Raw genomic sequence first — 20,309 nt, forward strand, 5'->3', positions numbered from 1 at the left:
TTTACTTCCGTCTCTGACCTGGCCCGCAAGCTGCTTCGCTACATCAATGCCTACTCCGCAAATGCTCGGCCTTTTCAATGGAAATACTCAGACCCAACTCGACGCATCCGCAGTAACGAATTCACTCAGACAGGCCACTAGGGACTAGGGACTAGGGATTAGGGATTAGGGATTAGAGACTGGGGATTAGGGACTAGGGTAGCCTGCTCGAGTTCAGAACGGCGGGTGTATAGGAGGAATTCTTTGTTGCCTTCTGTGCCCGTGATGGGTGAAGGGATGGTCTCGATGACGTGCCAGTGGAGGCTGGTGATGCAGTGGGCGACCTTTTCAACGGCGAGCTTGTGGACTTCAGGGTCACGGACGATGCCGCCTTTGCCGATGTTGCCCCGGCCGGCTTCGAATTGGGGCTTGACGAGAATGACGGCTTCGGCGAGTGCGGAGGCGGCGGCGAAGACGGGAGGGAGAAGGATCGTTGCGGAGATGAAGGAGACGTCCATGACGAGCAGCGTGAGCGTCGGCTGCCCGGGTTCGGCGAGTGCACCGGGGGCGAGGAATCGGGCATTGGTGCGCTCGACGAGTTGAACGCGCGGGTCGTTGCGGAGTTTCATGGCGATCTGGCCGAAGCCGGTGTCGACGGCGGTCACATGAGACGCGCCGCGCTGGAGGAGACAATCGGTGAAGCCACCGGTGGAGGCTCCGATGTCGAGGCAGGCACGGTCGGCGACGTCGATCTTCCAGTGGTCGAGGGCGGCTTGAAGTTTGAGACCGCCGCGGCTGACGTAGGGCATGTCGTCGCCAAGAAGACGGACCGCGGCGTCGGACGAGACGGTGGCGCCGGGCTTGTCAATTTTCTGTTCGTTGACGAGGACGCGGCCGGCGAGGATGAGGGCGCGGGCACGCTCGCGGCTGGGAACGAGAGCGCGTTCGACGAGAAGAAGATCGATACGGGTTTTGCCGGTGGTAACCAATCCAACTTCATTTTATCGAGTGGCTTGCGCCTGCAGAGGTCCACTTCGGGGTGTTTTTTAATCACTTGGTAATCTGGCGCGAGGCACTTCGGGCTTGAAAACAACGACAATCGGCGAAACCTGCACGATCCAAAAACTTCAGAGCGCGTTATGATCGTCGAAAGCTCAGAGAAAATATCTCTTGCATGAGAGCCATTGGGAAGGTGTCTTGATGCCACAAGCTGCTCCAGGTGAATCGCAGGAGTCTTTTCCCGTGCTGGAATCAGGTGCTGCCGATAGCGGCAAGATGAAGCGCCGTTCGATCGTCTTTGCCGTCGTGGCGGCAACGATGCTTGTCTACTTTCTTCCCTTTCTATTGCTCGGCAATAACTCGTACATCACCATTCATGACACTCTCGATGGCGAGTTTGTGAATGCCTATCTCCTCGTAGCTACGGGCAAAGCTCTCACATTCAACGGCGGCTCTACGATTGACAACGTTATGAACGGGCTGCCACGTGCGGCATTGCCGTCGGGTTTGAACGTTAATGTGCTGCTCTTTTATATCTTTTCCCCGGCCTGGGCCTATATTGTCGACTTCATTCTCGTCCACATCATCGCATTCTGCGGTATGTTTCTTCTGCTGAGGAAGTACATCTGTACGGAAGAAGGCGACTATCTTCTTGCAGGCGCGATATCACTCTGTTTCTTTCTTGTTCCCTACTACACAATTTATGGCTTGTCGGTTGCAGGTCAGCCTCTGCTGGCCTACGCGTTCTTCAACATTCGGAACGGAGAGCGCAAGTGGACCAATTACTTCATAATTCTCGCGCTGCCGTTATGGTCCGATCTCGCACTTATCACTCCCTTCGCAGTCACAGTCCTGGCGCTGATTCTTGCCACTGACTGGATACGCACCCATCGGTTCAACACGCGGTTTCTCGTCAGCATCGTGCTGTTCGCCGCTACTTATCTCGCTCTTCAATATCAGTTGATTCTTTCCATTTTAGGGTCGAATGCTTTGCCTTCGCATCGCACCACCTGGAATCGCTGGACCGACCTGAATCTCTCGTCGAATTTGAAACATTCGATTGAGTTGCTGTTTCTTACCCAATATCACTCCGGCAGCTATTGGACGCTGCCAATCATCATCGCAACCGCAGGCGCCTTTGTGCTCTTGATTGCAAAGAAGCGCCGCTTGGGCCTGCTGGGCGTGATGGCGATGGGAATTTTGCTCATCTGCCTGGAGTTTGGCTTTTACGATTGGATTGTCAGAGGTCTTGGGCATTTGCTGCCGCCACTGCGCACATTCAACGCCGGCAGATTCTACTTTCTACTCCCGATGCTCTGGTTGGTTCTGTTTGCCCTCAGCCTCAAGGAATTGAAGCGGCCCAAGTGGGGTAAACCGATCGTCTGGTGTCTGATAGTAGTGCAGCTTTTCGCAATCCTGAAATTCAACACGGAGTATAAAAACAACGTCAGGCTGCTCGCGGGAAAACACGTCTCCGAGCCATCGTTCAGCCGCTTCTTCGCCACGGACTTGTTTGGCGAGATTGACAAATTCATCGGAAAGCCAAAGAACTCGTATCGGGTTGTCAGCTTTGGAATGTTCCCCAGTGTCGCGCTGTACAACGGGTTCTACACACTCGACGGCTACTTCAGCAGCTACCCGCTGGCGTACAAACAAGAGTTCCGGCGAATCGATTCTATGGAACTGGAGAAAGACGCAAATCTCAAGGATTACTTCGATGGCTGGGGTAATCGATGCTATGTCTTCTCGAGTGAGATAGAGTTCTATTATCTGTGCGACCGTAAGAGTCATCTTGCGGTGCACAATCTGCAGCTGGACACAGCTCAATTGCGGGCAATGGGCGGCCAATATGTAATATCGGCTGTGAACATTGAAGACAGCGCAAAGGTCGGATTGAAACTTGAGAAAGAATTTTTCTCGGAAGATTCCTTCTGGGATCTGTATCTCTATTCTGTAAATTCGTCCGTGTCGGATCACGTGTCAGTCGCCAACAGCGCACAGAATGGTGTCGCAGAAAGGCAGACGCCGAGCGATGTGGCCACGCGGTAACCGGCGTGTAAGTGCGGATTATGGGAGATACAACACAGTCATGGTCGATCATTATCTTCTGTTACAACGAAGAGGGCACCTTGCGCTCGGTGATCGAGGAAGTGCAAAGCTTCTTTGCGATAATCCACTGCGTAGAAAACGAAATTGTGATTGTGGATGACGGCAGCACGGACAATTGCAGAGAGATCGTGCGCCAGGCAGCTGAGACCTTTCCTAACATCAGGCCTGTTTATCATCCTCGTAACATGGGAATCGGAGCTGCGCTGCGCTCCGGTTATGCGGCGGTCCGATATGACAATGTGAGCGCTGTTCCCGCAGATGCTCAGTTCAATGTGGCTGAACTCATTCCATACGCTATCTTGGCCAATAAGACATTTGTCTCTTTTTTCAGGAAAGAGAACACGATCTATTCTTTCAGCCGAAATGTTCTCTCGTACGTGAATCGACGGCTGAATGCCGCGTTCCTTGGACTGAGGCAGCGAGATGTTAACTGGGTGAAGGTATATAAGCGGGCGGCACTGCAAAAGTTGAATCTGAAGATGAAGAGTTCGCTGGTGGAGAGTGAGATCTGCGCAAAACTCGTCTTGCAGAAGAACCAGATGATTGAAATGCAGTCTGTGTACCTTCCGCGCAAGGCTGGGCAAAGCAGAGGAGCGAGTCTCCCGATCGTGTTGCGTGCAGCGCTCGAAACGCTGAAGCTTATCTGTGTGGTCAGCCTTTATCGAATCACGCGGTCAAGAAAATGAGAGCTTGCTGTCGGCCCCCTGAGTCGCGTTCCGAGTGATCTTGCCATCGGCTCTGAAGATGGTTTGCCCGCGAAGATGTGGACCGCTCATTCGGACGATCGGATTTCGGTGGCTGTGGAATTTGCCGCTTGCTGCGATGATCCCATTACTTTCGGAATGCCGTGCTGGTGGCAGTCGGTGCAGCGGACCCAGTGGATGTTGTGGGTGCTTTTGGCGTTTGAAAATGTGGTGTCCATTTTCTCCACGTCGAGGCCGCAGTGGGACATTTGCGGATGACAGTTCTTACACGAAGCGGTGGCGCTTTCATTATGTCCCGCATGGCAGGCGAGGCAGCTGATGCCTTCGTGGACGCCGACGGGGGTACGGTCGTCGCCGGAGCCGATCTGCGGAGCCCAGTGTTTTGTGGCGGCGAGGGTGGCGGTTTCAGGCTGGCGCGGCGCGTGGCATTGGTAGCAGAGGGCCTGGCGCTGGTCGGGGCTGATTTTCACCGCGCGTGCACCGTCGGATAACTGCGGAAGGGAAAGCAGACGGATGGAGAAATGCATTTGCTCGCGGCGATCGAAGATAGCGAGTGAATCCGCCGTGGGGGAAGGCGCCGCGGCGATGCGCGTGGCGGGCTTGGATTGCACGTCGCCCTCGCGGTGCACCTGGTGGCAGGCCATGCAGGGCATCGTGGGCTGGTCGGCAAAGTTGATGCGCGTGATGTGCCAGGGACCGGAGGCATTCTGCGGCTGCACGAGATCGCGGATCGCTCCGTTGAAGTGCATGCCGTGGCAGCGGAGGCAATCGTCCATCAGCCGGCGTTCTGTGTTGTGCGTTGGATTGGTAAAGATCTGCGCGTAAGTGGCGCTGTGCGGACCGGCATGCCAGGATGCGTATTCGTGCTGGTGGCATTTCTGACAGTTTGTGGTCATGGCGAACACGTCAACGTCGCGGAGACGGATCGATTCAGGCGCGTTGCCGCTGAGATGTACGCGGATATGACGCAGCTTGGTGGCGAGGCCCGCTTCGTGGCAATCCATGCACGTGCCGGTGCGGTGCGCTGAGCCGTGCACTGCGCTTACATACTGCGACATTTCGTGGCAGCTTGCACAGCCTTGTCCGCGTTGCGACGTGTAGTAGTACGACGCGCTGTAAACACCGGCTATGCCGAGGAACACGACACATGCGAGCAGAAGTGCGAGCGTTTTGAACAATCGCATCATGAACGGAACGCCGTGCCTTTCCAGTTGCGGACGAGCGCGGCCGATGCGTGATAGGCGACGGCCATGATGGTGAGCACGGGATTGAATCCGCCATTGGTGACGTGCACGCTGCCGTCGATGACGAAGACGTTGTCGACGTCGTGAAGCTGGCAGTTGCGGTTGACGACGGAATTCTGCGGATCGTTGCCCATGCGGCAGGTTCCGGCCTGATGCTGAACGGCGGAGACACTTTCTGGATGCCAGGCCAGGAGCGAAGTTTCGATTGCGCCGGCTTCTTTGAGCCAGGCTTCGGCACGTTTGGCCTGGACGTCGCCGATTTCAAAGGTGTGGGGGTGAACGTTGCCTTCGAACCGGGCAACGGGCAGTCCCCACTTGTCGCGGACGGTGGGATCGATGGTGACGCGGCCGGTTGCGCTGGGAATCTGCTGCGTTGGCCCCATGATGACGATGGAGCGCTTGTGCCAGTGGCGCATGGCTTGCTTATGGGCTGCGCCCCAACGCGGTGTGTTGCTGGGAAGGCGGTCAACCATGTGGATGGGCAGGCGGATGAATTCGTTAGCCAGCATGCCGCCACCGCGGAGGCCGGGCGTGCCGTGGTTGTAATCCATTACGGCGATGCTGGCGCCGGGACCAACGTCGTCGTAGGTCTCGAAGTCGAAATAGCCCACTGCGCCGGTGTAGTGGTGGCCTTGGAGGTTGCGGCCGACCTGGTCGTAGCGATTGCCGAGGCCGTTTGGATACAAGCGGCTGCGGGAATTGAGAAGCAGGCGCGCAGACTCGATGGCGGCGGAGGAGACGATGACGATGTCGGCGGGCTGTTCCTGGAGATGACCGCGCTCGTCGAAGTAGGCCACGCCGCTTGCGCGACCGCGATCGTCGGTCAGGACTTCCTTTGCCATGCATCCGGTGCGGAGTTCGCAGTTGCCGGTGTTGAGAGCGATGGGAATTACGGTGTTCTGCGAGCCGTTCTTGGCGTCGACTTCGCATGCAAACCCGCAGCACCAGCGGCAGCGCATGCAGGGACCGCGGCCGTTGTAGGGCACGCTGTTGCGCAGCATTGGCAGGTGAAAGGGATGGAGGCCCAGGCGTTTGGCGGCCGGTTCGAGGATGCCGAATTCACGATTAGGCGGGAGCGGCGGCATGGGGAGATCGCGGCGACGGGGGCCGTGGAAGGGTGTGCCAGAGTAGTCGCCGGAGACACCGATTTCGTACTCCGCTTTGTCGTAGAACGGCTCGAGATCGTCGTAGGTGATGGGCCAGTCTTCCAGGGAACTGCCGGCGGGGGCGCCGTAGGTGGAGCGCATCCGGAAATCCTGCGGCATGTAGCGCCAGGCTTGCGCGCCATAGCTCAGCGTGCCTCCGCCGACGCAGGCTGCATTGTTCTGGTAGGCGCCTTCGCTGGGGAGAACTGTGTGGGCGACGCCATTCTTGTCGACCCAGACGCGGGGATTGCCTTCGTCTTCAGGGCCGAAGGCATTTCGGAGGACGGTGGTGCGCTGGTTGCGGAGATCGTCTTTGCGGCAGTCGGCAGGCGTGTACCATTGGCCGCGCTCAAGCAGAACGACGCTGAGACCCGCGGTGGCCAATTCCTTGCCGACGATGCCGCCGGCTGCTCCGGCGCCGATGACGACGGCGTTGACGCGCTTCACGAGCGACCGCCTTTGCGCAGATCGTATTGTGCGCGGCCGCGGAGGGGAGGTTCGGCCAGGCCCAGCATGCGCCAACTGACGGCATCGCGATTGCCGCCGTGGCGCGGGGAGCCGTAGTAGCCCTCCATGGTGTGCTGGCGGACGAGTTCGAAGAAGGTGCGATTTTCTTTCTCAAGCGCGAGCGCAATCTGGAGTTGTTGCACCGGGGCCGCATCAGCGAATGCGTGGTCGAAACGATCTCGGCTCATTGCGTCGACTTGTGCAAGGCCGACACGATACGCGTCCTGGTGGCGACGGTAGTGGCGCGCGAGTTGGCGGTCGATGTAGGTGACGACTCCGGCTTGCGAGGCGCTGGGAAAATCGTCGGCGGGAATGATCTGATCGCAGAGAGCACCGAGAATGCGGGCGTGGCTATCACTGAGGAAATCCCACGCCGAGCCGGCGCTCCCGTGGCAGCCAATGACCGCTGCTGCGCCGCTTAGGGCGCTTGCCAAAGTAAACTGCCGCCGGGTTAGGAGACCTTTTGATGCAGGCTTGCGCATTTGCCTACCTCGATCACGAGGATGGGTGCCCGGCGCCTGGGACTGCCAAAGCGCAATGCACATCAACGCATCATGGTCGGTGGTTGGCGCTACGACGGTCTGTGTTTCAAATCACAACGAAGGCAAGGTGTTGAAAGCGCGATGCCTGGAATGTAAAAAGGCCATCCCGGGGAGAGGGATGGCCTTGGCGTTAACGCATTCTCCGTGTATCAGGGATGGATGTTCTGGCAGACGGCCAGCGAGGCTGTTGGTCCCGGCTGGTAACAGGGCTGCCCTCCGCCTGGGACGCGGCTAGAGATATTGGCGTTCCCCTTGGAGGTGGTTTGGGAAGAGACGCGCACATCGATGATGTTGCCCTCGATCAGAACAGTGGTATCGACGATGTCCTGGTCGGTCCGGATGATGGTGAGGAAGGTGGTGTCTGGTGAGGCGACGTAGACTTTGCCAAAGAGAGAGTTTGAGGTGGAGACAACGGTCCGTGGATGACCGGTAACGGTCAGCGTCTTTTCCACCGTGTGGCTGGTGAGATTGACGACGTGGACAGTGCCATCGGCTTGATCGGCAGTGTAGGCGCGACTGCCGTCGGCCAGCACGGTAACGCTGGCGGGATCGTGTCCGACCGGAATGGTAAACGTAGTTCCGAAGGTCTGGCTGTCGTTTCCAAACTCATCAAGACTGACATCGATAAGGCTGATGGTGCCGCCATCGTAATTCGCGATCACAAGCTGCTGCGTCGTCGGAATGTATTCGGCGTAAACAGGTCCGGCGACCGCAGGCACATTCGTGCCGGCAAGGCCGGCCGCGGTAGAAAGCGGCAAGCTGGGATGGCAGGTGACGATTTGGCCGTTCTGGTTGGTGAACGGCGTGCACTGGTCGAGCGTGTTGTTCTGGCTGTTGATTACGGTGACGGTATCGCTTCCGCGATTGAGCACGAAGACACGGCGGCCGTCGGAACTGGATACGCCATAGACCGGACATTTGCCGAGCGGGATGCGTGCCGAGACGGTGAAGCTCGTAACTTCGAGCGCGTCGGCCTCGCCATTCTGCCCAACTGAAGCCGGCGCATTGTTGCACGTGACGTCGAAGGGCACATTCTGGCTGATGGAGTAAATGTGTTGCCCAAGCGAACCGAGCCCAACGACGGCAACGGGAGTGCCAGCGACCGGAACCGCGAGTTTAAAGGCTTCAGCGGTTCCGTTGATTGCCAGGACATCGACGACGTTGCCGTTCAGGTCAGGAGACCAAAGACCGGCGGTGGGGGAGAACAGCCCCACGGTCTGCGCGGCCGTCGGCAACGTGGAAAAGAAAATGTTCTTTTCCTGAGGCTGGGTATTCGAGACCTGGAAATTGGTGAGGGTATGGTCGCTGTTGGCGGTATATCCGTTGGCACCATTGGCGTCGAGTGTAAAGGCAAAAGGATTTGGCCCGATGGGAGCCTGGGTGAGGATGCTATCGCCGGAATAATCCAGGACCGTGGCAATGCCTGGAACATTGGCGCCTGGCGAAGAAACGACGACAGCAAAAGCAATCGGCTGCGAGGCCGGACCAGTAGGGTTGATCGGCGTAATCACGGGGCGGTAGGAGTTTCCGCAACCGGCAAAGAACGCAGCGACTGCAAGTACGGCGCCCGCCTGAACCAATCGCGGGCACGCCTGGCTTAAAACGTTGGAAAAAAGACTCATTCAGTTCTTTCCTGCTTACTTACCGATTGTAAATCAGAGGACGGCTGTACTCGGGTTGGGGGACACAGCAACTGCCGCAGAAAACTGGACATAGCTTTCCAATCGGTGCGACCGATGCTGAGCCGGAGTTCGGGCTTTACAGAGTTTTAGACGCGGCACGGCGTCGATTTGGTATCGTCAGCCCGCATTGCTGGCTCGGGTGCGCCTGCGGGGCGCGGCGGTCACTTGCCGACGATCTCGACGATGGCGTTGTCCGAGGCGGTCCATGCGGCCGGGCCCTCGTGCGTCAACTGATGGTTGGCGTCACTCCAATGCAGGTGGGTGACGGAGCCGGCGCCTTTCTCATAGGCGTACGTGGTGCCGTCGTCTGAGAACAGCGTAAAGGTCGCGTCCGCGCCCGGATAGATGCGGAGTTTGGCGATGGTCTGCTTGTCGTGAGTACTTTCGACTTGAGAGCCGAGCGGGAGAATGGAGCCGGCGCGAACGAAGAGCGGAATGGTGTCGATCGGCGCGGAGACGGTGACGGTCTGGCCGCCCTTCACACGCTCGCTGGTCCAGTAGTTGTACCAGTCGGCGCCGGCGGGCAGGTAGACGCGGCGGCTGGTTGCGCCCTGCTCGGCGACAGGGGCGACAAGGAAGGCGGGGCCGAACATGTATTCGTCGCGCAGGTCCGCGACATTGGGGTCGTCAGGAAAATCGAGCGGCAGAGCGCGCATGAAGGGCGCACCGGTGAGCCAGGTCTGGTAGCCAAGCGAATAGATATACGGCATCAGCTCGTAACGGAGGCGCAGGTATTTCTCGAGGATTGGCTCGGCCTGCTTGCCGTAGGACCAGACCTCGTTGGTTTTGCGGCTGCCGTGCGCACGCATGATAGGCAGGAACGTGGCGTACTGAAACCAGCGCGTGTAGAGCTCGGGGTAGTCGTCGTATCCGCCGACGTTGTCGCGGGCGTCGCTGGGGTCGAGCAACGGAGAATGCGCCGGATGATGCTCGGGCGGCAGGTATTGCCAGCCGCCTGTGTCGTTGGACCAGTACGTAATTCCCGAGGCCGTGAAGTCGAGGCCGGTAGGGATCTGGCGGCGGAAGGTGTCCCAGGTGGGATAGATGTCGGACGACCAGACAATGGCGCCGTTTCGTTGGACGCCTAGGTACGCGTCGCGCGACAGGATGAGCGCGCGCTTCTGGGGCAGATCGCGACGGAAGCCATCGGAGAGTGCGCCGGTGTGGAAGAGCGGATAGACGTTGTAGAACTGCGTGCCGGGACCGATCTTGTAGTAGGAGCCGTTGGGCGGCAGGTCGGGCTCTGTTTCGTCGGCCCAGAGTGAGTCGAAGCCCTTGCTGAGGATGTTGTCGCGAATCGTCTTCCAGTACCATCGCGCGGCGTCGGGGTTGGTGGTGTCGATGTCGGAGCCGGCGCGGTCGTAGGGCAGACCGTTGATGGGCTTGCCATCGGCAGTGTGGATGAGCCAGCCGTTCTTCTCGAGTTCGGCATAGAAGCGATCGTCGGGGACGAAGCGGGGCCAGACGCTGATCATGGTTTCGAAGCCCATGTCGTGAAGTTGCTTGTTCATTGCGGCAGGATCAGGCCAGAACTTCGGGTCCATGTCCATCTGGCCCATCTTGGTGTAGTAGAACCAGTCGACGACCATGACGTCCGCCGGCAGATGGCGGTCGCGATAGCCCTTTGCAACTGACAGAACTTCATCCTGGCTGGCGTAACGCTGTTTGCACTGGATGTATCCGTAGGCAGCCTTGGGAAGCAAGGGTGTAGGGCCGGTGAGGAGACGATAGCCGGCGTAGATTTCGTCGGCGGTGTTGCCGGCGATGACGAAGAAGGAGACGCGGTCTCCGACTTGCGAGGTCCACTTGGTCTGTTCGTTGAAGCCAGGCTCGATGGTGGTCTTGGAAGGGTTGTCCCAGATGAGGCCATAGCCCTTGTTGGTGATTAGGAACGGGACGCAGGTGGTGGGTGCGGCGGGAGAGAGATAGTCATTCCAGCAACGCACGGGATGACCGCGATGATCGAGGAAGCCTTCGTGGTTGTCGCCGAGGCCGTAATAGTGCTCGTCATCGGGTGAGACGAAGGTGGCGCCGACGGTGAAGAACGCGGGATCGGTGGGGCGGCGATCGTTGTTGATGTCTGCGGTGCCGTCCTTGTGGTTGGGGACGGCCTGACTCCATCCGGTCATTTCGAGGAGCCTTTTGCCGTCGGGCGTGGTGAAGGTGATGTGCGCGCCGGGAGTGGAACCATTGAAGAACTTGGCGATGTCGAGTTCGGTGGATAGCTTCGGATGCAAAGACGGATGATCACGTTCGACAGTCGCGATGATGCGGGAGGACTGGTAGACATCGTTGAGGTCGGTTTGGCTCTTGCTCCATCCCTCGCTGTTGGGAGTGCCGATGAAGCCGTAGCCGGGTTTGGCGAGGGCGTTGTTGTGCTGCACGCTGAGGGTGACGCGCAGAATGTTTGGAGCATAGGGCTCGAGGACGATGGTCTCGCCTTTGCGGTCGATTTCAAGACGCTGGTCGGCGATTTGGCAAAGACTGATCGCCGGGGCAGAAAGCAATCCGGCCAAAAACACCATGGAAAATGAATACCTTTTCATCACGATCCCTCAGACGTGCAGCAGAGCAACGAGTTCTTTCGCGTTGATGAGTGTAAATGGGCCGGCCTTCGGAGATGTCCCCTGGCGTTTTGTCCAATGATAATCGCAGTGTCCCGTACAGGAAGTAAGGGTTGTGACTGAATTATGGGCAACTCGAAACTATCTCCCATCTGGACCAAACGAAGAACAACTGCAGGTTCCTCCACTGCGCTCTGCTCCGGTCGGAGTGACAGTCTTAGAGGGGATGAGTCGTTGATTTGGACGTGTCGTGGGCCACTCGGCAATAACAATTTTGGGGACGCCTTTTTGCGACCTCGGGATTTGAAGGGCAACCGCAGATCCTTCTGCTTCGTGTCAGGATGCCGGAGCATGGCAGGCGTGGATCAGTTGTCTTGTCGGGATACCATAAAGCGTGGCCCGAACGAAACTGCATTGGCAATCCAAGACGGTTCTGTTGCTGGTGTTCCCGTTTGTGGGCGCCGATGTTGTGCTGGAAACGCGCTGGTGGGCGACGCAGATGCCCGTTGTCGCGGTCTGGACGCTGGGATTGAGTTTGGTCCTCGGGCTGGTTGCGTTCAAGTTGCGTTCGGCAACGGCGGGCGCTGCGCTGGCGGGCGCGGCAATCACGGCGAGCCTGATGTTTGGGACTGTTTCCTTTCCTTACGTGCCGTGGAGGACCGCGCTTGTACCGATGATGGTACTGCTGGTGATGACTTCGCTGGCGACGCGAGCCGGGCACAAGCGCAAAGAAGGCCTGGGAACCGCAGAGAGCAAGCGTGGGCGGAGGGCTTCGCAGGTGGCGGCGAATTTGGGCGTCGCAGCGCTGGTTTCGAATGGACTGGTGCTTTCGTGGACGATCGAGCAGAGCTGGATGCCGGTGGTTAAGGTCTTCCCTGCCGCAGCTTTCTGTGTTGGTTTGGCGGCGCTGGCAGAAGCGGCGGCGGATACGGTTTCGTCGGAGCTGGGACAAGTGCTGAGCGGGCATCCGCGGATGATCACGACCTTTCGCAAGGCCGAACCGGGGACTGACGGTGCCATCAGCCTGGGTGGAACGGCAGTTGGGATTGTCGCGGCCTGTCTGGTTGCGGCGGCGGGTGCGTGGGCGACGAACGGCGGCTGGCTAACGCTTGAGGTGAGTTGTTCCGCGGGCGTGTTTGGATTGTTCTTCGACAGCCTGCTGGGGGCGACGCTGGAGCGGCGCGGTTGGATCAACAACGATGCGGTAAATTTTCTGTCGACGGCGAGCGCGGCGGGCTTTGCGCTGGGGATGTTGGCAGTCGTGCGGCTCCACTAGAGCAACTTCGCAACCATGTCCGGTCGGATCAAATGAAGATCAATCCGAGACGGTATCCCCGCGTTACGGCTTCGGTTCGCGTGGTGGCGCCAAGCTTGCTGAGAATAGAACTGACGTGAAACTTCGCCGTATGTTCTGAGATGCTGAGCTTCACTGCGATTTCCTTGTTTCCCGCACCCTCTGCCAGCAGGGCGAGAACCTCCGTCTCCCGGGACGTGAGTGGTTCCTGAAGATATTCATTTTCCTCTTCGCGATCTTCAGAGCCGGTGGGCAGAAGGGCTTCAAGGAACTCCGGTGTAATCGTGATCAGATCTTGTGTGGCAGCCTCAAGTGCGGCGGCGATCTCCTGCGCAGAGGAGTCGCGCGGAAGAACGGCGCGCACTCCGAGCTTGACGAGGCGCGCCAAATCAGAACGAGTGACGCCATCAGCCAGAAGAACACGATGAGGCATGTGAGCTGAGAGGGATGATGTTGCGCGGAGTTTGTCGAGATCGGGTTCCGCCCCGTCGAGGAGAATCACATCCGGCTCCTGTTCGAATTCGAACGGAGACATTCCGTCATTGACGATCTCGAAGCGAGGATCGGCAGAGAGTGCGTTTTCAAGCCCAGCCCTCGTGAACTGGGAGGATGAACGAACCAGCACTCGAATCACGTCGCCTCCGCGAGGCCATCATGCCACCAGACCGTGCCGGTGCCGTGGCTGCCTCGTTCCCCGCGAATTCGAACCCTAATCTCGCTCATCTGCGCGTACCCTGCGACGGCATCACCCAGATGGATGCCGGCGCGATCTTTTGGATTCATGTCAGCCTCTTTAGACCTGTTCCGCAGTTCAGGTAGCCGTTTCGAGCCGTAGTGTAAGATGGCTCTTTTTTTAAGAAAAGAGCCACTTCGCAAGAGTAGCTTCGGGACACAGGAAACTGCGGAACCGGTTTAGCCGGCAGGCTTCTCGCGAACGTTAACCGCAACGTTCAACAGTTGTCCGCCTCGCACGATACCAAGCGAAATCGATTTCCCGACAGTTTCAGCATCGAGAAGCCACTGCAAAGTCGCCCCCGAGCGAAGCGGCTTGCCGTCGATTGTCACGATGACGTCTCCGAGGACGAGTTTTGCTTCTTCTGCAGCGCTTTGTGGTGCGATGGCAGTAATCAAAAGGCCGCGGCCACTGGCGATGCCGAGAGCCTGCCACGCATTGTCAGGAAACGCGACCGGTTGCACACCAACGCCGATGAAGCCGCGGACGGTGCGGCCATGTTTCAGTAGCTGGTCCACAATGCGGTTCAGCGTCGACGTGGGAATGACGGCCGCGGACCGGCCGGGGCCCGAGGTAGCAATTCCCAGGACGTCGCCGGCTGCATTGATGATGGGACCACCCGAGAACCCAGGGAATGGATTCAGGTCGAGCCGAAGCCACCGGTCCACACGTTCGCCGCTCCGCGTCCGCCATGGACCGCCAACTGCACTGACGATGCCATAGGCAGCGGCCAGCCCTTCAGCGCCTCGCCTTCCAATGGAGAGCACAATCTCTCCGGCGCGAGATTTCGAATCGTCTGCGAGGGTCGCAGCCTTGGCGCCGGCTGGAAGCTTGAGAACGGCAATGTCGGTCCCGTCGTCGCGGCTTGCGACTGCTGCCTTGATTTCATCGCCTGATGGGAGAATCACGGTGACTTCTTCCAAACCTTGAATCGTGTGCGCGATTGTGATCGCGATCCCTTCTTGCCAAATGGTGCCGCTGACTCCGGAACGTCCACCCTCCAGCACGGAGACGACTGAGCTTCCGGCGCGTTCGACGGTATTTGCGAGTTCGTGAGAGAAATCAACGAGAGAGGAACTGGACATTTGTTGCTCCTTTGGCAATTGCCATTGGAGCTACATTGCAACAGTTGGTGGATCTTTCGCATCCGCCACTTGGGCATGTTGAGCCTGCCCGATTCGGTAGTGCTCACCACCTCGGTCGTCCCGCCCTCATGTTCAGTCGAGGTGGAGGCGCCAGAGGGTGTAGCTGAGGATCTCGTGCTCTACGCGCTCGGATTCCCCGGTGTTGCCTTCGATGGGAACGCGGGGACGGGGCGAGGTGAGGACATCGAGTCCATTAGCGGCGCAGATCTGGTGAATCCGGAAGAGATGGGTACCGTCGCTAACGACCACGATGCGCCGCAGGCGATTGGTGTGCGCTATGACCGCGAGGCGATGGACGGACTGGTCAGTGCTGGTGCTCTCGGTCTCGGCGATGATATCGGACTCGGGAACGCCGACGCCCTCAAGGTATTGCTCGCCAACAGCGCCCTCTGAGAACTGGTCGCCTCCATCGCCCCCGAGCGTGATGATGAGGGGGGCGATGCCGCGGCTGTAGAGGGATTCCGCGTGGTCGAGGCGGGCGCGAAAGACGGGCGAGGGGCGGCCGTCGTACTCAGCGGCACCGAAGACGGCGATCGCATCGGAAGGGGAGGCCTGATCCTGCGCGGCATAGTGCTCGATCTGGACAAAGACCCAGCGGCACCAGGCGAGCGTCGCGAGGACCATGAGTCCGAACAGCACAAGAATCCAGCGAAGAATCGGCCTTTTCGGTTTGGCTCTGTCCGATGCTGGCTCCGGCTGTTCTTTCATTTCAGCTCTCAGCGTTGCAGCACCATCACGATTTCGTGGGTAGGAATGGCGCCTTCGCGGAGGATTTCCCAGCGTCCGTTACCGAGCGAAAGGTCAACAATGGTGGTGGGCAAGGAGCGGCTGGTGGGGCCGCCATCGACAATGAGGGGAATGCGGTCGCCAATCTGATCGCGCACGCAGGCAGCATGGGTACATTCTGACGCGCCCTGGAGATTCGCGGCGGTGGCCGTGATGGGCAGTCCGAAGCGTTCGACCACGGCGCGAGGAATGGCGGCGTCGGGGATGCGCAACGCAACGTTGCCGGTGTTGGCGGTGGAGCGCAGGGGAAGCTTGGTACCGGCGCGAACAATGATGGTGAGCGGGCCGGGCCAGAAGCGGTCGGCAAGCTTGTCGAGCATGGGATCGCTGTCGCGGGCCAGTTCGTAGGCCTGGGCGAGAGACGCGATCAGGAGCGAGAGAGGCTTTTGCTTCTGGCGGCTCTTGATGCGGTAAATGTTTTCGACGGCGTGAAGATTTACCGGATCCACGGCAAGACCGTAAAAGGTGTCGGTGGGCATGGCGACTACATCGCCTTTGCGCAGGCAGGAGACTATGTAGTCAATCCGGTCTGATTGGGGCTCATCGGGATGGACGCGCAAGATTTCCGCGGACAAGAAGGTCTACCTCGGTTCCCTCGACATTCCGCAAAGCCACGTTCCCGAGCCCAACATGATACCGCAGCGACGAACTGTACTTGTACTTAACTTTATCGTCGCCAGGGAGGCCGGGCATTTGCGGATGCCACAAAGACGGAAGCTATCACAGAGCGGCTCGTCGAGCAACCTGAACGCAGCCGTCGATTCAACAACATCCCGCAAAACGGCATAGAATCGCCTAAGCGACTGACGGTTCGCAGGGATGTCTATCCGCATTGTACAGAGTAAGCAGAACGCGCGGTTGAAGGAATTGCGGCGGGCGTTGGCCAGTCCTGGACGAAGCGAGGACGGTTTGGCCGGGGTCGAAGGGCAAAACCTGATCGCGGAAGCCCTGCATGCGAGGCTGCGAATCAGATGCGTGTTTGTTGCGCAGGGTTCAGAGAGATTGCTGGATGCGTTGGATTTGCCGGCAGACGTTGAGGTGCTGGCGATGCCGCGCGAGTTGCTGGATTCGGCACTCGCTACTGAGACGCCGCAACCGGTTGCAGCGCTGGTGGAGACGCCGGACTGGACGTGGGCGCACGTGTTTGGCGATGACCCGTCCTCGGCCGCGCTGGTCGTGGTGCTCGCCGAACTGCAGGATCCGGGAAACCTGGGGACCATTGTGCGTTCGGCGGAGGCGTTTGGAGCGGACGGGGTTGTGTGTCTGCCGGGAACCGTGAATCCCTGGAATCCAAAGGCTGTGCGAGCTTCCGCAGGGAGTGTGTTTCGGTTGCCGGTACTGAGTGTTGGCGAAGAAGAGATGCTGGAGCAACTGCGTTGCGCCGGGGTGCGTGTACTGGCGACGACGGCGCAGGGCGCGCAAGCTGCGGAGCAGGCGGACCTGTCCGGGGCGGTGGCGCTGGTGATTGGGAACGAAGGGAATGGGGTGCCGGCCGATTTGGCGGCGATGGCGAATGGAGCCATCACGATTCCCTGTCCCGGTCCGGTAGAGAGCCTGAACGCGGCGGTGGCTGCGAGCGTGCTGCTGTATGAGGCGGCGCGGCAGCGAGCGGCGAAAAACAGCGCCGGGCCTCGTGGTCGGCATGGAGGGACGCAATGAGTTTGTTTGATGGTGTGCCGGACGGCCCGACCCTGGCAACACACTCCTCCAAAAGTCTCCCCCACACAGTGGCCGGAGGCGCTCCGTTAGCGGAACGGATGCGGCCGCGGACGCTGGAGGAGTACAGCGGGCAGGAGCATCTGCTGGGGCCGGGCAAACCGCTGCGCGTGCAGATCGAGCGGGACGCGCAGGACGCACAAAGCCTTGGATCGATGATTTTGTGGGGTCCGCCGGGAGTGGGCAAGACAACGCTCGCAAAGATTATTGCCGATACGACGAAGGCAAACTTCGTGGAATTCTCTGCGGTGATGTCCGGGATTAAGGAGATCAAGCAGGTGATGGTCGCAGCGGCGCAGGCGGCGGAGATGCATTCGCGGACGATCCTGTTCGTTGACGAGATTCACCGTTTCAACAAGGCGCAGCAGGATGCGTTCTTGCCGTATGTGGAGCGCGGAACGATCCGGCTGATCGGGGCGACGACGGAGAATCCATCGTTCGAGATTATTTCGGCGCTGCTGTCGCGGTGCCGGGTGTACGTGCTGCAGCCGTTGAGCGAAGAGCGGATTGTCTTGCTGCTGCGCAAGGCCGTGGAGGACAAGGAACGCGGACTGGGCGCGATGGAACTGACCGCGGATGACGATGCGCTCGCGTTGATTGCGAGCTACTCGAGCGGAGATTGCCGGAGCGCATACAACACGCTGGAGGTGGCGGCGCAGCTTGCACTCGAACCGAACGCCGCTGGAACAAAACATATCGACAAGGCGCTGGCGACGGAGGCTGTGCAGCAGCGCGTGCTGATGTACGACAAGTCGGGCGAGGAACACTACAACCTGATTTCGGCGCTGCACAAGAGCGTGAGAAATTCCGACCCCGACGCGGCTCTGTATTGGCTGGCCAGAATGTTCGCGGCCGGTGAGGATCCGCTGTACCTGGCGCGGCGCGTGGTGCGGATGGCGGTGGAGGACATTGGACTGGCAGCGCCGGAGGCATTGAATCTGTGTTTGTCGGCGAAAGAGGCGATCGATTTTCTGGGATCGCCGGAGGGTGACCTGGCGCTGGCGGAGGCGGTGGTGTATCTGTGCCTGGCGCCGAAGTCGAATGCGGTGTACACGGCTTATGGTGCAGTGCAGCAGGAGATTGAGCAGACGCGACAGGAGCCAGTGCCGCTGCATCTTCGCAACGCGCCGACGCGGCTGATGAAGGAACTGGAGTACGGCAAGGGCTATCGCTACGCACACGATGAAAAAGGCAAGGTGGCGGAGATGGATTGCCTGCCGGATTCGTTGAAGGGACGCAGCTACTACAAGCCGACGCAAGAGGGGCGCGAGAAGGCGCTCGCACAGCGGATGGAAGAGATCCGCAAGATTCGCTCAGGCAAGCACACTGGATAATCAGAGCTCCAGGTGACTAAATAAAGTCGGCACTGACGGAATTTCGTCACGGGAGTTTCGTCACTTCGCCCGTCGCCACTGCCTTAAGAAATACTGAACTTCCTCTAAGTCATTTGCGTTCCATATTTCATGATGCTCTTGGTTGCGGCCGCAACTTTGGCAAGCGACTTGCTGTTTATATCAACAAGCGCGGTTGGTTCTGAAGAAAATCGCGCGGCACGGTGGAGGGTCATCATGGCACAGGATTGGAATGAGAACACATACGCACAGCAGTTCGACGGCAGTTTGCGGCGGGGTCCAAAGTCGCGGCCGGTAGCAGTGACGACCAATCTGCGCATGATGAATGAAGCAACCGCGCGCGAAGTGCGGATGTTTGCGCAGCATGCACCGGGCGCCCCGCAATACGTTTTCGATCCAGGAGAGAACCTTCCCCTGCATCCGAGCTTGCGCGCACTTGGGCGTCACTATTTCACCTGGTAAGCAGCGGCTTGCGTGGAGCTGTGCGGGAGTTGTGCAAGGGCGTCTGTGACGATGCCGGGTGTAAGGACCTCGGGCAAAACGCGTGGGGTGGCTTCTCCTGGAATATAGAGCGCGTAGGTTGGCACACCACTGCGGCCCAGCGAGGTCAGCGTCTGGGTAATGGAGTCGTCGTAGCGGGTCCAGTCGGCGCGCATAAGAACGACATTGCTGTCGGCGAAAGCCTTCTGGACTTCGGGTTTGCCGAGGGCTACACGCTCGTTGACCTGGCAGCTGAGACACCAGCTTGCGGTGAAGTCGACGAAGACCGGGCGGCCCCGGGATTGATAGCGTGTGACAGCATCGGCGGACCAGGGTTGCCAACCGGTCCCTGAACTTGCCGCCACCACAGGCGTGTTGGTCGCGCCGAGTTTGCCCGGAGCCGTCACCGAAATCGCAATGACACCAAGCGCAATCGCCACGGCAACGACGGTTGACCAGCGTTTAGCAGGCCAACGACCCAGAAACCATCCGGCAATTGCGAGGAGCAAAAAGCTAACGAGCAGTGCTGCGAGCACGGCTGCGCCGTAGGCCTGAGCCAACACCCACGCCATCCAGATCACAGTCCCGAAGATCGGCACCGACACAGCCTGCTTCAGCACTTCCATCCAAGCACCCGGACGCGGCAGGATGCGCGTCCATGCTGGTTGCAATGTCAGCGCGACGTAAGGCGCAGCGAGGCCCAAAGCGAGTGCGGTGAAAACAGCGAACGTCACGATGGCGGATTGCGCGAGGGCATAGCCGAGAGCGACTCCCATGAACGGCGCGGTGCACGGCGTGGCAACGATGACGGCGAGCACTCCGGTGAAGAAGCTGCCGGTGTAGCCCTGCTTTTCAGCAAGCGAGCCACCGGCACTGGTCAGCGTGAGTCCGATTTCGAATTGTCCCGCGAGGGAGAGGCCGAGGAAGAACAGCAGTGCGGCCATCAGCGAGAGGAAGATGGGCGACTGGAACTGGAATCCCCAGCCAAGATGAGAACCCGCGGAGCGAAGTCCGAGCAGAAGCGCGACGAGAGCCCAGAAAGAAACGAGGATGCCCGCGGCGTAGACAAAGCCATGGGTTCGCAATTTGTGGCGCTCTTCATTTCCGGATTGCACGAGGGACAGACCCTTGATGAAGAGCACCGGGAAAACGCATGGCATCAGGTTGAGGATGAGTCCCCCGAGGAAAGCGAGGCCAACGGCCTGAAGAAGGCCAGTGGTGGATGCAGGCTGCGCGGGATTTGGTGATGTCGTAGCGGGGCTTGCGGAGTTGGCGGAGGTACCGGAATTTGTGCCGGCCGAGGCTGTTTCTGCTGGGACAGCCTTTGG

Annotated in this window: 18 protein-coding genes; 6 read left to right on the top strand and 12 right to left on the bottom strand. The window is 59.4% G+C overall.

Going from position 1 to position 20,309, the window contains the following annotated elements:
• Positions 1 to 158: 158 nt before the first annotated feature.
• Positions 159 to 968: a TlyA family RNA methyltransferase gene (locus VK574_RS02975; protein WP_472798321.1), complete on the bottom strand. Its 810-nt coding sequence runs from the start codon at positions 966 to 968 to the stop codon at positions 159 to 161.
• Between the two features lie 211 nt (positions 969 to 1,179).
• On the opposite strand from VK574_RS02975, the gene VK574_RS02980 reads away from it, so the two are divergent.
• Both VK574_RS02980 and VK574_RS02985 read left to right on the top strand, forming a co-directional pair.
• Complete coding sequence (locus VK574_RS02980; RefSeq protein ID WP_472798322.1) at positions 1,180 to 3,027, top strand: DUF6044 family protein; 1,848 nt, start codon at positions 1,180 to 1,182, stop codon at positions 3,025 to 3,027.
• A 20-nt stretch (positions 3,028 to 3,047) separates the two neighbouring features.
• Positions 3,048 to 3,773: a glycosyltransferase family 2 protein gene (locus VK574_RS02985; RefSeq protein ID WP_472798323.1), complete on the top strand. Its 726-nt coding sequence runs from the start codon at positions 3,048 to 3,050 to the stop codon at positions 3,771 to 3,773.
• 86 nt (positions 3,774 to 3,859) lie between these two features.
• Here VK574_RS02985 and VK574_RS02990 read toward each other — a convergent pair whose 3' ends face one another.
• The 5 genes from VK574_RS02990 to VK574_RS03010 all read right to left on the bottom strand — a co-directional run bounded on the left by VK574_RS02990 (position 3,860) and on the right by VK574_RS03010 (position 11,457).
• Positions 3,860 to 4,978: a multiheme c-type cytochrome gene (locus VK574_RS02990; protein WP_472798324.1), complete on the bottom strand. Its 1,119-nt coding sequence runs from the start codon at positions 4,976 to 4,978 to the stop codon at positions 3,860 to 3,862.
• Positions 4,975 to 6,627, bottom strand: a complete 1,653-nt coding sequence (locus tag VK574_RS02995; protein ID WP_472798325.1) for a GMC family oxidoreductase — start codon at positions 6,625 to 6,627, stop codon at positions 4,975 to 4,977. The genes VK574_RS02990 and VK574_RS02995 overlap by 4 nt, the downstream gene beginning before the upstream one ends.
• Positions 6,624 to 7,169, bottom strand: coding sequence for a gluconate 2-dehydrogenase subunit 3 family protein (locus VK574_RS03000; protein ID WP_472798326.1), 546 nt, complete (start codon positions 7,167 to 7,169; stop codon positions 6,624 to 6,626). The genes VK574_RS02995 and VK574_RS03000 overlap by 4 nt, the downstream gene beginning before the upstream one ends.
• Positions 7,170 to 7,378: 209 nt before the next feature.
• The gene (locus VK574_RS03005; protein ID WP_472798327.1) at positions 7,379 to 8,851 is read right to left on the bottom strand and encodes a YncE family protein; all 1,473 of its coding nucleotides are present in this window, start codon (positions 8,849 to 8,851) and stop codon (positions 7,379 to 7,381) included.
• A 221-nt stretch (positions 8,852 to 9,072) separates the two neighbouring features.
• Positions 9,073 to 11,457 (bottom strand): glycoside hydrolase family 31 protein, encoded by a 2,385-nt coding sequence (locus VK574_RS03010; protein ID WP_472798328.1) that lies wholly within the window; start codon positions 11,455 to 11,457, stop codon positions 9,073 to 9,075.
• Between the two features lie 412 nt (positions 11,458 to 11,869).
• Between VK574_RS03010 and VK574_RS03015 the strand changes: the two genes are divergently transcribed.
• On the top strand, positions 11,870 to 12,751 hold the full coding sequence (locus tag VK574_RS03015; RefSeq protein ID WP_472798329.1) for a DUF92 domain-containing protein: 882 nt from the start codon (positions 11,870 to 11,872) through the stop codon (positions 12,749 to 12,751).
• A 28-nt stretch (positions 12,752 to 12,779) separates the two neighbouring features.
• On the opposite strand, the gene VK574_RS03020 is transcribed toward VK574_RS03015, so the two are convergent.
• The 5 genes from VK574_RS03020 to VK574_RS03040 all read right to left on the bottom strand — a co-directional run bounded on the left by VK574_RS03020 (position 12,780) and on the right by VK574_RS03040 (position 16,008).
• Positions 12,780 to 13,403, bottom strand: a complete 624-nt coding sequence (locus VK574_RS03020) for a response regulator transcription factor (RefSeq protein WP_472798330.1) — start codon at positions 13,401 to 13,403, stop codon at positions 12,780 to 12,782.
• Entirely contained in the window at positions 13,400 to 13,552 is a 153-nt protein-coding gene (locus VK574_RS03025) for a hypothetical protein (RefSeq protein ID WP_472798331.1), read from the bottom strand. Before VK574_RS03025 ends, VK574_RS03020 begins: the two co-directional genes overlap by 4 nt.
• A 129-nt stretch (positions 13,553 to 13,681) precedes the next feature.
• Complete coding sequence (locus VK574_RS03030; RefSeq protein ID WP_472798332.1) at positions 13,682 to 14,587, bottom strand: S1C family serine protease; 906 nt, start codon at positions 14,585 to 14,587, stop codon at positions 13,682 to 13,684.
• 132 nt (positions 14,588 to 14,719) lie between these two features.
• Positions 14,720 to 15,355: a YdcF family protein gene (locus tag VK574_RS03035; RefSeq protein WP_472798333.1), complete on the bottom strand. Its 636-nt coding sequence runs from the start codon at positions 15,353 to 15,355 to the stop codon at positions 14,720 to 14,722.
• 8 nt (positions 15,356 to 15,363) lie between these two features.
• Positions 15,364 to 16,008 (bottom strand): L-threonylcarbamoyladenylate synthase, encoded by a 645-nt coding sequence (locus VK574_RS03040; protein WP_472798334.1) that lies wholly within the window; start codon positions 16,006 to 16,008, stop codon positions 15,364 to 15,366.
• A gap of 244 nt (positions 16,009 to 16,252) precedes the next feature.
• On the opposite strand from VK574_RS03040, the gene VK574_RS03045 reads away from it, so the two are divergent.
• From VK574_RS03045 to VK574_RS03055, 3 genes are all read left to right on the top strand, one after another.
• Positions 16,253 to 17,092 (top strand): TrmH family RNA methyltransferase, encoded by an 840-nt coding sequence (locus VK574_RS03045; protein ID WP_472798335.1) that lies wholly within the window; start codon positions 16,253 to 16,255, stop codon positions 17,090 to 17,092.
• The gene (locus VK574_RS03050) at positions 17,089 to 18,483 is read left to right on the top strand and encodes a replication-associated recombination protein A (RefSeq protein WP_472798336.1); all 1,395 of its coding nucleotides are present in this window, start codon (positions 17,089 to 17,091) and stop codon (positions 18,481 to 18,483) included. Before VK574_RS03045 ends, VK574_RS03050 begins: the two co-directional genes overlap by 4 nt.
• Positions 18,484 to 18,717: 234 nt before the next feature.
• Complete coding sequence (locus tag VK574_RS03055; protein ID WP_472798337.1) at positions 18,718 to 18,963, top strand: hypothetical protein; 246 nt, start codon at positions 18,718 to 18,720, stop codon at positions 18,961 to 18,963.
• Here the strand turns inward: VK574_RS03055 and VK574_RS03060 are convergent.
• Positions 18,948 to 20,309, bottom strand: a 1,362-nt coding sequence (locus VK574_RS03060; RefSeq protein WP_472798338.1) for a protein-disulfide reductase DsbD family protein, incomplete at its 5' end; no start/stop codon positions are given. The two genes, VK574_RS03055 and VK574_RS03060, sit on opposite strands and share 16 nt — an antisense overlap.

The organism is Occallatibacter sp., from assembly GCF_035317045.1.
In the GTDB taxonomy this organism is placed as follows: domain Bacteria; phylum Acidobacteriota; class Terriglobia; order Terriglobales; family Acidobacteriaceae; genus Telmatobacter.